This is a genomic window from Lysinibacillus sp. FN11 (genome assembly GCF_024628845.1).
GTDB classification, from domain to species: Bacteria; Bacillota; Bacilli; order Bacillales_A; family Planococcaceae; genus Lysinibacillus; species Lysinibacillus capsici.
The window spans coordinates 4,682,739-4,699,024 of the sequence record NZ_CP102383.1; the positions used below are offsets into that span (position 1 = coordinate 4,682,739).

Annotated in this window: 13 protein-coding genes; 9 read left to right on the plus strand and 4 right to left on the minus strand. The window is 35.1% G+C overall.

The window, feature by feature from the left end:
* Window positions 1–5: 5 nt before the first annotated feature.
* Window positions 6–3,047 (minus strand): hybrid sensor histidine kinase/response regulator, encoded by a 3,042-nt coding sequence (locus NP781_RS24460; protein WP_221679037.1) that lies wholly within the window; start codon window positions 3,045–3,047, stop codon window positions 6–8.
* A 279-nt stretch (window positions 3,048–3,326) separates the two neighbouring features.
* Here NP781_RS24460 and NP781_RS24465 point away from each other — a divergent pair, with 279 nt between their 5' ends.
* Window positions 3,327–4,343, plus strand: a complete 1,017-nt coding sequence (locus NP781_RS24465; RefSeq protein WP_221679039.1) for a GGDEF domain-containing protein — start codon at window positions 3,327–3,329, stop codon at window positions 4,341–4,343.
* A 56-nt stretch (window positions 4,344–4,399) separates the two neighbouring features.
* Here NP781_RS24465 and NP781_RS24470 read toward each other — a convergent pair whose 3' ends face one another.
* Together NP781_RS24470 and NP781_RS24475 are read right to left on the minus strand one after the other, a co-directional pair.
* Window positions 4,400–5,560, minus strand: coding sequence for a response regulator (locus NP781_RS24470; protein ID WP_221679041.1), 1,161 nt, complete (start codon window positions 5,558–5,560; stop codon window positions 4,400–4,402).
* A 36-nt stretch (window positions 5,561–5,596) separates the two neighbouring features.
* Window positions 5,597–5,782 (minus strand): putative motility protein, encoded by a 186-nt coding sequence (locus NP781_RS24475; protein WP_004229797.1) that lies wholly within the window; start codon window positions 5,780–5,782, stop codon window positions 5,597–5,599.
* A 298-nt stretch (window positions 5,783–6,080) separates the two neighbouring features.
* Between NP781_RS24475 and NP781_RS24480 the strand changes: the two genes are divergently transcribed.
* The 8 genes from NP781_RS24480 (at window position 6,081) to nhaC (ending at window position 14,933) form a co-directional block, all read left to right on the plus strand.
* Window positions 6,081–6,845: a 3D domain-containing protein gene (locus tag NP781_RS24480; protein WP_257521031.1), complete on the plus strand. Its 765-nt coding sequence runs from the start codon at window positions 6,081–6,083 to the stop codon at window positions 6,843–6,845.
* Window positions 6,846–7,006: 161 nt separating this feature from the next.
* The gene (locus tag NP781_RS24485) at window positions 7,007–7,558 is read left to right on the plus strand and encodes a superoxide dismutase family protein (protein ID WP_257521032.1); all 552 of its coding nucleotides are present in this window, start codon (window positions 7,007–7,009) and stop codon (window positions 7,556–7,558) included.
* A gap of 290 nt (window positions 7,559–7,848) precedes the next feature.
* Window positions 7,849–8,838: a TAXI family TRAP transporter solute-binding subunit gene (locus NP781_RS24490; RefSeq protein ID WP_112117189.1), complete on the plus strand. Its 990-nt coding sequence runs from the start codon at window positions 7,849–7,851 to the stop codon at window positions 8,836–8,838.
* 125 nt (window positions 8,839–8,963) lie between these two features.
* Complete coding sequence (locus NP781_RS24495; protein ID WP_257521033.1) at window positions 8,964–9,479, plus strand: DUF1850 domain-containing protein; 516 nt, start codon at window positions 8,964–8,966, stop codon at window positions 9,477–9,479.
* A complete protein-coding gene (locus NP781_RS24500) occupies window positions 9,476–11,518 on the plus strand; it encodes a TRAP transporter permease (RefSeq protein WP_221679047.1) in 2,043 nt (680 codons plus the stop codon). The genes NP781_RS24495 and NP781_RS24500 overlap by 4 nt, the downstream gene beginning before the upstream one ends.
* Before the next feature lie 229 nt (window positions 11,519–11,747).
* Window positions 11,748–11,891 carry a hypothetical protein gene (locus tag NP781_RS24505; RefSeq protein ID WP_257521034.1) on the plus strand — a complete coding sequence of 48 codons (144 nt, stop codon included), beginning with the start codon at window positions 11,748–11,750 and terminating at the stop codon, window positions 11,889–11,891.
* Between the two features lie 204 nt (window positions 11,892–12,095).
* The gene (locus NP781_RS24510; RefSeq protein ID WP_221679051.1) at window positions 12,096–13,205 is read left to right on the plus strand and encodes an amidohydrolase; all 1,110 of its coding nucleotides are present in this window, start codon (window positions 12,096–12,098) and stop codon (window positions 13,203–13,205) included.
* Window positions 13,206–13,484: 279 nt separating this feature from the next.
* Entirely contained in the window at window positions 13,485–14,933 is a 1,449-nt protein-coding gene (gene nhaC / locus NP781_RS24515; RefSeq protein ID WP_112118021.1) for a Na+/H+ antiporter NhaC, read from the plus strand.
* A gap of 56 nt (window positions 14,934–14,989) precedes the next feature.
* On the opposite strand, the gene NP781_RS24520 is transcribed toward nhaC, so the two are convergent.
* Window positions 14,990–16,231: a PadR family transcriptional regulator gene (locus tag NP781_RS24520; protein ID WP_257521035.1), complete on the minus strand. Its 1,242-nt coding sequence runs from the start codon at window positions 16,229–16,231 to the stop codon at window positions 14,990–14,992.
* Window positions 16,232–16,286 lie beyond the last annotated feature (55 nt).

Sequence of the window (16,286 nt, forward strand, 5' to 3'; positions counted from 1 at the left end):
TGTTTTTAATCTTTAGGTATATGGAAAGTAACATTTGTACCTTGATTTATAGTACTTTGAATTTGTAATTGTTGGCCATAAATTCTTTTAAGTCGTAGATTTGTATTTCTTATTCCTATACCAGAGCTTGTCCCTTTGTAATCTTCTTGCAATTCCTCTAATAGAGTGGGGCTAATTCCCACACCATCATCAATTACACTAATGGATACATAAGTTGTGAAATCTTTAATACGAATACAAACAGTACCACCTTCTTCCTTCTTTAATATACCGTGTCGAATGGCATTTTCAACTAACGTTTGTAAAGAAATTGGAGGAATGTCAATTTGTATTGTTTCATCAATATCCCATTCAATCTGAATTAATTCTCCAAATCGCTGCTGTTTAATGTAAAGATACGAACGAACTAAATCGAGCTCATGCTGTAGTGGTACTACTCTTTGAAGATTTCGGACATCGAAGCTGGCATGTAAATATTCACCAAAGTGATGCATTAAATCAATCATTCTATCTGTATCAATAGTACTAAGTGAGGCAATGGTATTAAGTGTATTAAATAAGAAGTGTGGTTGGATTTGAGATTGCAGCCAAGCACTTTCTAGATGTAGACGTTGTTGAATACTATATTTTAAATCAATTAAAGCTCGACTTCTTACTTTTAGCTCTAATGCATTAATAGGTTTTGTTACATAATCATTAGCACCATAGGCAAAGCCTGTATAAACATCTTCAGGGTGCTTTCTTATCGTCAATAATAAGATGGGTAATTCCAGCAATGAGTATTGTTTTCGTATTTTTTGAATCACAGCATAGCCTGAAATATACGGAAGCATTGCATCAACAATTACTAAATCCCATGCTTCTTGCTGAATGAGGGCTAGAGCTTTCTCACTGCTTGTAACAGTAGTAATTTCGTATTCAGAGATCGAAAATATACTTTTCATCGTTGCTAAATTCATAGGGTCATCATCAATCATTAAAATCCTGAAATGCTTATCTGACACCATGGATAACTCTTGTTCATTTGTTGTGGATAGCTGAGTTTTAGCTTGTGCATTAAAGGTTGCGTATTCCTTATTTTGTGTGCTTTCATCTGCAAGAGGTAATGTAAAATAAATATTCGATCCTTTGTTAGGAATAGATTGTATATTTAACGTACCACCATGCAATTCAATCAGTTTTTTTGAAATAAGTAGGCCAATACCAATGCCTTCATCATATTCCTGACCCTGTTCATAGGGAGAATACAAAAGACTTTGTACAAAATTGTCCATTCCTTGTCCAGTATCACGAATGTGGATAATAGCCATATGCTGTTTTTCACGAGCAATAATTTCTATAGAGCCTTCACCTGTATACTTTAGGGCATTATGCAAAATGTTAAATAGGATTTGAATAAGGCGATTTTCGTCGGCTAATACATTTGGGAAATTTGGTGGTACTAAAGACACCATATGTATTTGCTTACCATTTGCAATAAAGCGGAGGATATCAAAAACTCCATAAACAGCACCTTGAAGATTTACACTTTGTGTATGAAGATGTAAATCTCCTTCTTTTAAACGAGTAAAATCCTGTATGTTGTTTAACGTAAAGGACATACTTCTACCTATATCGATTAGGTGTTTAAGGTTTTTTTCATCTTCAGTAACAAGTTTGTTCTGTGGGTTGTCATAAATGGATTGACCTAGGGTAATCATCCTATTCATTGGACTCCAAAGTTTTTCTGCATTGCTTGTAAGGAATTCATCTTTTAAAGCATCCTCGTGTTGTAGCTTTGTCACTAAGTTTTGAATTTGCTGAGAGTTCTCATGAAAACGTTTGAACCAATAGCTAGAAAAACCAAGCATGATAAATAAATAATCGAATGGATAAACGGGAATATCGAATACGTATACAGATTTAATGAAGCCCCATATAATACCATTTGTTGTGCCGATAGCTGTTAGTGCAATAAAAGCAGAGCTTCTTTTTTGGTTTTCTAGATACTCTCTAAGAGCCAGTACCACTACGTAAAGAAAGGATACTAGATAAAGTACGAAGAAAATATTCTTCGTAGGTATCAGCCATGGCATTGGTAAAACAATCGTGAGTATTGCATTTAAAATATAACAAGCAAAAATCCATTGAAATGTTTTAGTGTTGTGATATTTGACTAAGAGGACTCTCATAAACTGAACAAAGAAAAAGGAGGCTCCTAGGAAAATAATGGAAGAAAACTTATAGGACCATACATAATTCATATGCAACCAATCCAGTAGGGAGCGATCAAACGTAATTAATTCATCTGCTAAGGGCAAAAGAAAGCCAAATGTGAAAAGTAAAACGATAGATTTTCGATAGATGAACAAATATACAAGTATGCTAAAAAGAGAGAATATGATTAGCATAACTACAATAGTTGAAAGAGATAGCCCTACAATTAATTGATGATGTGTCATTGCCAAAGCAGTGCCAAATAAAATCCTTTTATTAATAATAGGACTTGTAGGTGTATCAAAATTAGATACATGAAGTATGAGATTAATTTCAGATTGCGTATTAGTAAAATAAACAGTATAAGGTGCAGCCTGACCTTCATGGTCTTCCGCATTATCTGCTACTTTGCCTGATTTCCCTACTAGCTTTCCATTTATATATAAGTTTGAAGCAGTTGAGATAGCAGGGATACGAATGGCATATCGATCATTATCTGAAGTGTTAGGTAGCAGAATTCTTAACTGATAAGTGCCATAGGGTTGAGTTGTTCGCTCTTTTTTTAATGCAGGAATATTTTGTATATTATAGGTATTGCTATGACTCTCTTTGTTACCCCCCTTATTTTCAGCATTCACAAATTGTCCAGGATAATAGATCCATCCTCCATCCAAGGAAATAACTTCTTCTTCCGAAGTAGTCAAATTGTTTATGTTGACCACACCATCTTTGGCACTAGGCTGATGTGTAGAGGGGAGGAAATAGTTTAACCATAATAACCTTAGAAAAGTAAGGACTATAAAAATGGCAATTATAATAAGTAGATGTTGGGTAGAAGCTTTTCTCAACACAGCAATTTTCCCTCCTAATGAATCTCTATCTACCATGCCACGAAATTGGAAAAAAGAAAATATAATGGATAATAAAAGAATGCTTTAAGCCTATATAAATAGAACAATTTGGAGTTAGTAGTACTATCGATTTTTTCCTTTTAAATTGAAGAAGGAAAAAATCATTAGTGTTTAAGTTTTCTTTAAGAGGTTTGACGTATGATGATTGAATAAGTATATCGAAATTTAAACATAGATAAGATTAACGACAAAACATCTCAATGGGAGAAATGATCTATTGTGGGTAAATTCAAGTTAAAGTTATCGTTTCTTATTATTAGTGTGACAACTATTGTTGTCCTCGTGACATCTAGTATTAGTATTTGGATTAGCTATCGTAATTTCAATGAAATTTTGAAGGAACATAAAGCAAATGTACAAGAAACTTATGTAATGGAAGTCTCGACAATTACAGAAAGCTATTTACAAGATGCTAAGACAGATGACCATTCATTAGAGCCGTATACGCAACAAATAGTTGATACTTTACTTGGTGAAGGAATAGTGTCCTTCAATTTGTTTTTTAAAAAAGTCCTAGGCCCAATCATAATAGTTATAGCAACTATTATGGGGTTTGCTATTTGGTTTGCTATCAAAATTACACAGCCTCTTAAAGAGCTATCGAAAAGGATTGAAGTAGATGAAGGAGCACAAGGGATTGAGGAAATCGCTGATTGGTATGATGAGGTAAATTTATTGAAAAAGAATGTTCAAAATATGATGATCTGTTCGGAAAGTAAAATCAATGACTTAACAGAGCAGTTGAACTTAGATTCACTAACAGGGATTCTTAATCGCAGAAGAATGGATCAAATTTTACACAAATTAATTATTGATAAGGTTCCCCATGCCATTATCTTAATAGATTTAGATGATTTTAAAAGTATAAATGATACATATGGTCATACTGTAGGGGATGAAGTTTTAAAAGCCTTTGCGATGACTATGCAGAGCAGTGTCGGGGAAAAGGGTTTTTGCTTTAGATTTGGCGGCGAAGAATTTATGGTCATCTTACCTTCTATGAATATAGAGGATGCAGTTCAACTAGCGGAAAGTCTCCGAATTAAACAAGGTTTACAAGAAACTGTGTGTGGGAGACCTGTGACAATGTCTGCTGGAATTACGGCTTTTACCCCTAATGTCCAGAGTCCCAATCAATTGATAGAAATTGCAGATCATGCTTTATATAAGGCTAAACAATCTGGAAGAAACTGTTTATGTGTTGTAAGTAATATGAGACAAATGATTGTTAAATAATATTAAACTATACAAGCATGCTAGCACTTGACGCTAGCATGTTTTTTCATGTGTCCTTAGGGGTAAACGCTTGTTTCGTACTCTTTTTCATGTGCCTGTAAGACATTTTGAAAAAGTTCTGTGGTTTCCTGAGATGGTGACACATTTAATTCTGTTAATAGAAGGCTATTAAACGAATGATATATTTTTATAGCTTCTGCGCGATTTCCAATTTCAGTATAATGTTGGATTAATTGCTGCACGATTTTGTCGGAATACGGATTAAACTCTAAAGCAAATAACAATGAACGCTCTCTGTTTTTAAGATTCTGATTTTTAGAGTAATAAAGTATCAATTCATCAAGTAGTTGACTAAATTGTTTATTCATCAAATTTGCTTTACTAGTAGTCCATGCATAGTCCATTGTTGCCATAAACTCACCATGGTAATTTTGGATGAGTTCCTCAGCTTTTTCAATATTTAATCTTCCTGTTTCAGCTTTGGTATTTAAGATATCCTCCAAATCAAAGGCATCACATTGAAAATCGTTTAGTTTCAGAATATAGCAGCCATTCGCATATTCAATGACATCCGTGTAGCCATAAGCTGAAAGTGTTGTACGTAAGTAGGAGACAGTAGTATGCAATTGTACTCTGGCTTTTTTTACATCCGTATCACTCCAAAGTGAATCTAAAATGTTATCACGAGGTACTGGCATATGAAGCTGTAAAAATAGAAAGGCAAACAACTCTTTTGTTTTAATTGTTCTCCAATGAATTACTTTTTCATCAAAAGAAACGACAAACTCTCCAAAGCATCTGATTTGAAGCATAGGCTTTTGATGCGTTCGAGTTTTCTCCGATGATAGTTCTTTTTGGAATAGCTTTTGTATTCTGTTAATTGTCATTTCTAAGCGAGATTTTGAAACTGGCTTTAATAAATAATCAAGAGATTGTACATCAAATGCCTGAACAGCATAGTCTCGATAGGCAGTTACAAATATGATACAGATATTTTTATCCCATGTTTTTAACAATTGTGCTACTTCTAATCCGCTCATACCGGGCATTTCAACGTCTAAAAATGCTACTTGAAAGTCTAAGGTAGGTCCTTCTTTCAGTACATCCTTTGCTGTAGTAAAGGTTCGAATGACCTCTATGTTATCAAATTCATTTAAATGTTTTTTCATACTAACCAGAGCTAATGGCTCATCGTCCACGACAATTACCCGAATCACATAAGGAACCTCCTTTTCATAAATATGGCTGTATGATCAGATTGAGATATCTATTATAGATCCTTTGTATGGGTGAGTGGGAGCTGTTTGTTGCTGAGGTAGTTCTTTCAGTAATTCAATTGCTGTAGTTGTGTTTAAATTAAGAGCATTTTGCATGACACTCATCTGTACTGTTTGTTGGAGCTCCATCAGCTGAGATGACATAAGTGAATTAACCTCCATTTTTATATTCCCTCCTTTTCTTTTTTTATCGGCTAAATATAGCAAATATCTAATATAAAAAAGTCCTAGACAGCCCTACTAAATTATAGTTTATACGCAATAAATTGATTAAATTACTAAAAAATTAATTGAAATTGTATATTTTTCCGTTTTTATAGTAATAATTCCTAATATCAGGCAGCTAGTCCTGAGTTATTAATTTGCAAACTTATTGTTGCTTACATAATAGAGCGGTCAACTCTAGTGTGCTAGCAACAGATTTGCAACAAATAATAAAATGATGGAGGTATTACTAAACATGAAGAAAAGAGCATTAGCTTTAGCGGTAGTATTGACTTTTGGTGTGAGTCTCTATACTAGTCCTTCCTTTGCTAAGGACAAATCGCCAGGTAATATACTATGGACACTCCCGCAAATTTATAATTTAACTGTAGGTGAGTTCCAGCAATTAAATGAAAAGGATTCATTATGGTTTTACCCAGAGCAAGACTTAGTAAAAGACACGTCAAAAGCAGAAGAACCGTTGGGGGATGAATATGTCATCAAGGGTGGCGATACTTTATTTTCAATAGCTCGTATTAATAATGTGACAGTAGACGATTTGAAAAAATGGAATCACCTTGCGTCAGACTTGATTTTAGCTGGTGAATCGCTAGCTATTAAAGCGTCAGCTGCAAAATCAAAGCCAAAAACTTCCGAGGGGATTGCAACAGCTACTAAGCCTGCTGCACCAGCCAAAACAAAACCAGCAAGTGCTCCAGCAACTGTTTCTGGTAAAACATTAACAATGCGTGCTACTGCCTATACAGCCTATTGTGAAGGCTGTTCAGGAATTACAGCCAATGGAACAGATATAAGATCGAATCCTAATTTAAAGGTAATAGCTGTAGATCCACGAGTTATTCCACTCGGTACGAAGGTTTGGGTGGAAGGTTATGGTGAAGCAATTGCTGCTGATACAGGGGGAGCTATTAAAGGAAATAAAATCGATGTATTTATTCCTACTGAAGGACAAGCACTTCAGTGGGGTGTCAAAACAGTAACGGTAAAAATCTTAAATTAATTATGGAAGGGGTTTCTCGAACTTTGGGAAATCCCTTTTATTTTGGTTGATTTTCCTATTCAAGCTCCAATGAAATAGGAGCCATTATAGAAGCATAAATGACTAATTGTGCATAAGTACTGAAGAAATTGGAAATCATCAGAAAGAGAGGAGGTATTTTTATGAAAAAAATAAGCTTAATGAGTCTTTCTTTACTAATTTTTGTTGCGGGTTGCAGTTTTTTTGATAAGAAAGAGGAAAAAGTAGCTGTCAATGCATCTTCCCCTTTAACAGCTACTGCAAAAGTGATTGGTGCTAACAATGAAAGCTATGGCAATGCATATCTTCAAGAGGAAGATAATGGCGTTATGGTGACGCTTGCATTAACAGGCTTACCACCAGGCACACACGGTATCCATATTCATGAAGTAGGAAAGTGTGAGCCACCTAAATTTGAATCAGCAGGAGCCCATTTTAATCCAACAAACAAGGAACATGGTAAATTAAATCCTAATGGCTATCATTTAGGGGACCTACCAAATTTGGAAATTGGTGAAGATGGCAATGTGGATCTTAACTTTTTAGCTGAGGGGTTAACTTTACAAAAGGATCAACCTAATTCGCTATTAGATAGTGATGGAAGTGCTATTGTCATTCATGAATCAGCGGATGATTATAAAACAGATCCTGCTGGTAATTCTGGAGCAAGAATAGCTTGTGGAGCCATTCAATAGTATAGAATGTATGACTGTATCTGTTTGTTTTCAGATGCAGTTTTTTATATTCTATTCATTATTTATACAGTTAGAATAGTTATTTTATTTTATTAAAAAAAGAAAATATGAGTTTATTATAGATATAAAGGGGGTAATTAAATAAAGCTATAGCTCTGTAAATTAATGGGTGGTAAGTAGTTTTGTATAATTATAAAAGTCTGAATTTACTATAAATATATTGACATTATTATACTAAGTTTGTTAATTTTAAATAGATTCTTAAAAATAACCAAAGGGGGAAGGTTACTATGAAGAAGAAACAATTTAATCTAATAATGCTATTAAGTATCTTTGCGCTTATGATATTAGCCGCATGTGGATCAGATAGTGGGAGTGGTTCGAAGGACACTGGAGAAGACTCCGAATCAACCGAAAAACCTAAGTTTTTAAGTTTATTAACAGGTGGCACACAAGGTACTTACTATGCGCTTGGAGGTACGTTTGCTGATTTAATTACCACTGATACAGGCATTAAAACTACTGCAGAGGTATCTCAGGCATCTGCTGCCAATATGACTGCTTTACAAGAAGGAAAAGGTGAGATTGCATTTGTTCAAACGGATATTGCTTATTATGCTACTGAAGGTAAGATGATGTTTGATGGCAATAAAATTGATACAATTTCAGCTTTGGGTGCGCTTTATCCAGAAACAGTGCAACTTGTTACAACTGAAGCTTCAGGTATTAAAACATATGCAGATTTAAAAGGTAAAAAAGTATCAGTGGGTGCGCCAGGCTCGGGTACATACGCAAATGCTGAACAATTACTTGAAATCAATGGATTAACAATGGATGATATCAAGGCACAAAACCTTGATTTTGGTGAATCAACAGATGGTCTTCAATCAGGTCAAATAGATGCTGCATTTATTACAGCAGGTACACCAACAGGTGCTGTTGAAGCGTTAAATGCTACAACGAAAGTGAATATTATCGGTTTAGATGCGGGTAAAGCTGATGAAATAATTGCTAAATACCCTTACTATGCAAAAGACACAGTAAAAGCTGGTACTTATGGTATTGCAAACGATGTGGAGACAGTTTCAGTTCTGGCTATGCTAGCGGTGAAGAAGGATCTTCCGGAAGATGTTGTTTATTCAATGACAAAAGCTATTTATGATAATACAAATAAAATTTCTCACGATAAAGGAAGATTTATTAAGGCAGAAACAGGTTTAGATGGTATTAGTATTGACATTCATCCAGGCGCACAAAAATACTTTGATGAAAAGAAATAGTGTGAATAGTGCTTGAAACTTTCTAAAAAATACGAAGGGGCTCGTTGCATAAAGCTTCGAGTCTCTTTCTTACTTTTAGGATATAGGATTAGGCGAATAGCTTTTAAAGTGGGGGAATAGGTCGAATGCAACAGAGAAAATTCATCATAACAGTCCTATTAAGTATCTGTCTATGTATTGTCATATTTCTTCCTCTTCAAAAGGTGTTCACCTTTACAGAGACTCGTTTATCCCATCCTAAAGTGCACTACATACCCATTTTAGATGAGCAAACCTTTCAAATAAGATACAACCACTCCATACATAAGTCAGATGTATTGGAATCCTATCAATATATAAAAGGTAATCGTATTGAAATGCTTGAAATGGAATATGAAGACTTAGCTATTGGTATGCCAGGCTATGCAGAGGAAAATCAAACACTTATTCAACGGAACGGTAAATATGTTCTCCAATTTAACAATAGTGCCATACTTGATAATTTTACGATCTATATAGGTGATTTAGATTTAGATCTGGTATTCAATTATGCAGAAAGAGAATATGATTTAAAAAAAGATTTACAGAGGGGTAAATCCTATTTATTTGAAATTAAGCGTTTGTCGCTTTACGAACAGTGGAAAGGAGTAAGGATGAAATGACAACACAAGAGAAATCAAAGAAAGAAAAAAAAGTAGAAGAATTTGAGCAAATTTCTGCTGAAGAGCAACAAGCCATACTTGAAAAATATGATATAGAGTCCAATGTAAGAACCATTTCAGGTGTAATGAAGCATGTTATTTTCTATGGCCTTTTAGCATTTTCGCTATTCCAACTTTACACAGCTATTTTTGGGCAATTTCCTGCTCAAATCCAACGTACCATCCACTTAGGCTTTGGTTTAACATTAATTTTCTTATTATTTCCAGCGAGAAAAAAAGCACCCAAGCATAAAATTGCCTGGTTCGATTATATTTTAGCATTACTAGCTATTGCAGTAGGTTCATATTGGTCTATGAACTATACAGAACTTGTAAATCGCAATGGCTCCATTACACAGGTAGACTTTATTGTTGGGCTAATAGCTGTTGTACTAGTTCTTGAGGCTGCTCGACGTGCTGTAGGGTTGCCAATTACAATTATTGCAATCGCTTTCTTGATTTATGCTTACTATGGCCCGTATTTCCCGGCATTTATGGCGCATAGAGGACAGGATTTGGAGAGTATCGTCAATCTTATGTACTTTACAACTGATGGGATATTCGGTACACCGATTAGTGTATCAGCCACATTTATTTTTGTATTTTTACTATTCGGGGCATTTCTTGTGAAAACAGGGGTTGGCCAGTATTTTAACGATCTAGCAGTTGCACTAGCTGGAAAATTAATTGGTGGTCCTGCGAAGGTAGCTGTATTCTCAAGTGCACTTCAAGGTACGATTTCTGGAAGCTCTGTAGCTAACGTAGTAACGTCAGGCTCCTATACAATTCCAATGATGAAAAAACTAGGCTATCGAAAAGAGTTTGCTGGTGCTGTGGAAGCAGCTGCATCGACAGGTGGCCAACTTATGCCGCCAATTATGGGGGCTGCTGCCTTCCTAATGGTTGAATTTATTGGTCGAGGGATTACGTATTGGGATATAGCAAAAGCGGCAGCTATTCCTGCTCTTTTATATTTTACAGGTATTTGGATTATGACACATTTCGAAGCAAAAAGAGTTGGTCTAAAAGGTCTGCGAGACGATCAAATGCCAAATCGTCAAGAGGTATTTAAAAAGATTTACCTTCTATTACCGATTGTGGCGATTATCATATTAATGCTAACGGGTACAGCAGTTATGCATGCTGCATTATATGGAATTATTATTTCGATTGGTGTGGCTATGTTTAATAAAGAAACCCGTCTTAAACCAAAAGATGTGATTGATGCGTTGGTGGAAGGTGCTCGAACTGCATTAGGTGTCGTTGCAGCTACTGCTTGTGCTGGGATTATTGTGGGTGTCGTTGTAAAAACAGGACTAGGTTTAAGTTTAGCAAATAGCTTAGTAGCTTTAGCTGGTGGGAGTATTATTTTGACACTTATTTTTGTCATGATTGCATCGCTTATTCTTGGGATGGGTGCACCAACAACAGCTAACTATGTGATAACATCGACAATTGCTGCACCAGCAATAGTGGCATTACTATCTCCAAATACACCACAAGAATTAGTGCCAGTAGTTGTATTACTATCTGCTCATTTCTTTGTGTTCTATTTTGGTATTATTGCAGATATTACACCACCTGTAGCCCTGGCTGCGTTTGCGGCATCAGGTATTTCTGGTGGTGACCCTATCAAAACGGGTGTAAATTCAGCGAAACTTGCGATTGCGGCATTTATTATACCGTATATGATTGTTTTCTCCCCAGCATTATTAATGATTGATACAACCATTCCGCAAATTTTATGGGTAGTATTTACTGCTATCACGGGAATGGTGGCGATTGGTGCAGGGGTGATCGGCTACTGGTATCGTAAACTTTTCTGGTTTGAAAGAATTATTTTGATTGCGGCAGGACTATTACTAATCTATCCAGAAAAATTCTCAGATTGGGTAGGTTTAGGAATATTTATTGTGATGTTTGTAATTCAATTTCTATCCCATAAAAAAGGAAATCATCCCGATAATATGAATGGCAAAACGGGAGTTTCAGTCTCGTAAATTTTTGGTTTGCATAAAAATCTGCTCATTTAATAACTATTAATGAGCAGATTTTTTTTAAAAAAGGTTAAATTCGTTTTAGAAATCATAAGAATCAGGGGCATTTTTAATCTAATTTTGTGATAGGTTTTATAGTTATAATGCATAATGTATATAATTTATTGCAATTTACTAAAAATCTATTGTATAATCCTTTTATCAGAAAATTCAATAAATAAGGAGTGGTACGATGGGAAATTTGTTAAATTCAAAGTTTGAGACGTATTTAATGGATCAAGAATTCGATTTGCGTGAAGAGGAAGAGAAAAATGAGGAGCAAATGGTGAAGATTCAATATGAAGAGTATCCAGAAGGGTTTTTTACAAGTTTATAATAAAAATTTGATGGGCTATGTTGAAAGTATACTAACTTTTAGCATAGCCCATTCTATTTTATACCTCTATTGATAAATGGCTTTTTCAGTGCATATGAATGTAATATATGATTTAAATAAGTGAATTAGGTCTGAAGACATATGTACTTTTCTGAAAAAGATTCATGTATAATGGGAAACAAAAATGCGTATAGAGGTGTAGTTATGTCGAAAGCTTTAACAGTAGAAGAAACGATTTATCAATGGTTTGATCATTTTCATCAATATCCCGAAGTAAGTTGGAAAGAGTTTGAGACTACTAAAAAAATTGCTTCCATACTGGATGAATTGCATGTTAGTTATCGTTTATTAGGTGATATACCAGGATTAATAGCTGAAATTGGGACTGGTAATGAAATTGTTGCAGTACGTGCTGATATTGATGCTTTATGGCAGGAAGTTGATGGGAAATGGCAAGCAAATCATTCGTGTGGACATGATGCGAATATCTCAATGGTTCTTGGTGCATTATTACTACTGAAAGATCGCACCTTACAGCATCGTGTTCGTTTCATTTTCCAACCTGCTGAAGAACTAGGAAATGGCGCGTGCGCAACGTTTGATAGAGGCGCAGTTGATGGAGTATCACATTTATTTGGTGTTCATTTAAGACCAATAGAAGAATTACCACTTGGCAAAGTTTCGCCTGCGATTCATCATGGTGCTGCTTATTTTTTAGAGGGATCTATTCAGGGTATAGATGCACATGGTGCTAGACCACATCAAGGTAAAAATGCTATAGATGTTATTATGGCCGTGCAACAAATGCTACACAGCATTCATTTATCACCATTTGAACCTCATTCTGCTAAATTAACAAAAATTATTGCAGATGGGGGTAGTACGAATATTATTCCTGGTAATGCTAGTTTCTCAATGGATGTTCGCGCACAACACAATCAACAACTTGAATTGCTGCGCAGTAAAATTGAATCTGGCTTGAAATCAATTCAGCAACAATTTGAAATAGATATGAGTTGGAAGTGGATAGATTTCACACCAGGTGCTGAAGTTTCCCCAACTGCTGCGAACATGGCGAAGAATGCCATCATTGAAGCTTTGGGGGAAGAGCATTTAGCAGATGAAATAACAACACCGGGCAGTGATGATTTCCATTTTTATACGGTTAAAAAGCCGGAATTAAAAGCGGCAATGATTGGAATTGGTGCAAATTTAACACCAGGATTACACCACCCTAAAATGACATTTGATCGTAGTGCCTTAATTGATGCTGCGGAAGTACTTGCATGTGTATTAGAAAAAAAACCTGAATAAAAAAATTATAAAAAGCTATATGAAAAAATGTAACTATTTTTTCGTATAGCTTTTTTGCATGAACATTTTTAATAATGCATGGATATTCAAGGGTTTGCATTGTTTTTTATTGCTACTTGAAAGCGTTTTATTACGCTAAAATAAAGGGATTTGCTAGGGAAGCATAAATTTTTTGCGTTGACTTTTAATTTTTTGAATATTAAGCTAAAAAACGTAAAAATTTATTTGCGTCTTGAAAAAACCGAAAAGGGATTTGGTGCAAAAAAAGGGGATGGAAAAATGAAAAAGGATATTAATGCGGGCTGGGCACTACTAACTTTTGCAATTATGATTATTACTATGTTAATTACAGTAGTTGTTTTAGAGCAAAGTCCTCACGTACCTCTTCTTGTTGGCACAACTGTAGCAGCAATTGTTGCCAAAATGCATGGATATAAATGGGCAGAAATTGAAGAGATGATGTATAAAGGGATTCGTCTGGCATTACCTGCCATTGTTATTATTATTTTAGTAGGTTTGACAATTGGAGCATGGATTGGCGGCGGTGTCGTAGCAACGATGATTTTCTACGGTCTAAAGTTAATTTCTCCAGCGTGGTTCCTAGTGACAATCATGCTGTTATGTTCAATTGTGTCATTAGCTATTGGTAGTTCATGGTCTACAATGGCGACTATTGGTGTCGCAGGGATGGGTATTGGTTTAAGTATGGGTATTCCAGCGGCTATGATTGCTGGTGCTGTTATTTCGGGTTCATACTTTGGAGATAAGATGTCACCCCTATCAGATACAACGAATCTAGCGGCAGGATTAACAGGTACTAATTTATTTGATCATATAAAGCATATGCTTTATACAACAATTCCAGCGTTGATTATTTCACTTGTTGTTTTTGGATTTTTGGGTAGAAAATTTGCAGAAGTTTCAATGCAATCTGAAGAAATTTTAACAACTTTAAAAGTGATGGAAGAAAGCTTTGTTATTTCTCCTTTACTATTACTAGTTCCAGTCGGAGTTATTGTATTAGTAGCTAAGAAAGTGCCAGCAATTCCAGCTTTAATTATAGGGATTGTTTCAGGTTTCTTACTACAAATTTTTGTACAAGGTGGTTCAGCAGCTAGTGCAGTACATGCATTACAGGCTGGCTTTGAAATCTCTACAGGTAATCAAATGGTAGACGAGCTATTTAACCGCGGTGGTTTAGATTCTATGATGAATACGGTTTCAATGACGATTGTAGCGATGACATTTGGTGGTATTTTAGAGTATTCAGGAATGTTAAAGGCATTAATGAATGTAATTGTGAAGTTTGCCAAATCTACAGGAAGTCTTATTGCTTCAACGATTGCAGCTTGTGTAACGACTAACGCAACATGTTCTGAGCAATATATCTCAATTGTTGTTCCTTCACGTATGTTTGCAGGTGTCTATCAACAACGTGGTTTACATTCTAAAAATCTATCTCGTGCATTAGAGGATGGAGGAACCCTAACATCTGTTTTCTTCCCTTGGAATACTTGTGGTGTGTTTATTTTAGCAACTTTAGGTGTAAGTGCAATGGAATATGCACCATATGCAATTCTTAACTTTGCTGTACCAATTATTTCTATTATTTATGGATATATTGGATTTGCTATTGTTAAATTAACGCCAGAAGAAATAGCAGAAGCTGAGAAGCGTAAAAAGGCGATAGAAGCAGAAAATGCGGATAATATGGTAATGGCTGACTAAAATAAAAAATTCTCGTAGATCCACGTGTATCTACGAGAATTCTTTTATAGAGCAGTTTAGTAAGTTGCAAAATTCAATTGGTAAATTTTGCGAGGACGTCCTTGCTGATGGGTCATTTCTTCACCAACAATATTTACATAACCATTATCAACTAATTTTTTAATAATACGCTCTGTAGTACGTCGTGTTACTTGGAGGTATTCAGAAAGATTTTGAGATGTAAATTGAGCTGACTGTCGTTCGTTACTGAAATTGATTATTTTAGAGATATTCAATGGACTTAAACTTGTAAGCTTAGCCATTTGTAAAACATAAGGATCATCGGTTTTTAAAGAAATTTTACCTTCTGTATTCGGGAAAGGCCCTAATAAGTTTTTATGTTCATCAAGAATATAAATCTCAAAAGGTTTAGTAAATGTTAAGGCATGCTGAGCATTTTGTGTGGCCTCCAAAATGGAATAGCCATAGCCAAATGCTAGTTTAAATGGTTGTGCAACTTGCTGTATGAGCTGTTCTAAGTTTTCCTTTTCTAGAGCATTTTGAAGATGTCCAGCAGTTGTATATAGCTCAAAGGAGTTCGTTGAAATTTGCTTAAAAGTTGAAAAGGTAGCTTTCGCAATTTGATTTAAAACAGTTGATTCAATGGAAGTATTTTTAGGGATTTCTAAGAGACCCACTACAGCCTTGAAAGCTTCTGATTTCGTTAATAGTGATTTTGATTTTGTTTCTTCAAGGCATTGAATAATTGACTTAGTAGCATCTAACATTCGCATTGAGGGTATTTGAAGTGCTTGTAGTTCATCAAATACACTATGAATACTTGTAATGACAAAATCAATACTTTTAGAATTCCACAGGGCGATATGGCGTTTTAAAATATTCTCAGTTGGTTCAGTAATCGAAATATGCTGAACATGTGGCTTTTGACCACGAAATTCTATTTCTGCTAAAACATTATCAACGAATGCAGGATTCATTACATCAATGGATATCCTGTCGATAGCTACAGCATGTTTGGCTACTAATGATAACAATGTTGTAGAAATGGTTGTTTCATCTTGCTTAATATAATTCCAAGGGATTGGAATATCTGAAAGTAATGATTGAGTGTGTAAATAGGGTAATGTTCCTCCGAATAATATTGCATCACATGGTTTTATTTGCTTCATCAAAGTAGGCGCTTCAGAGGGGTGGCTGTAAAGATAAAATTCTAATTGAATATCGGCTATGTTTTGTGCGATACTAATAATACGCTTCATAAATGCTTTTGAACATATAATCGCTATTTTGGTAGACATGGGCATCGATCCTTTTCTATTTTTTTAAACATTTAGCGACGTATTAGCGACAACT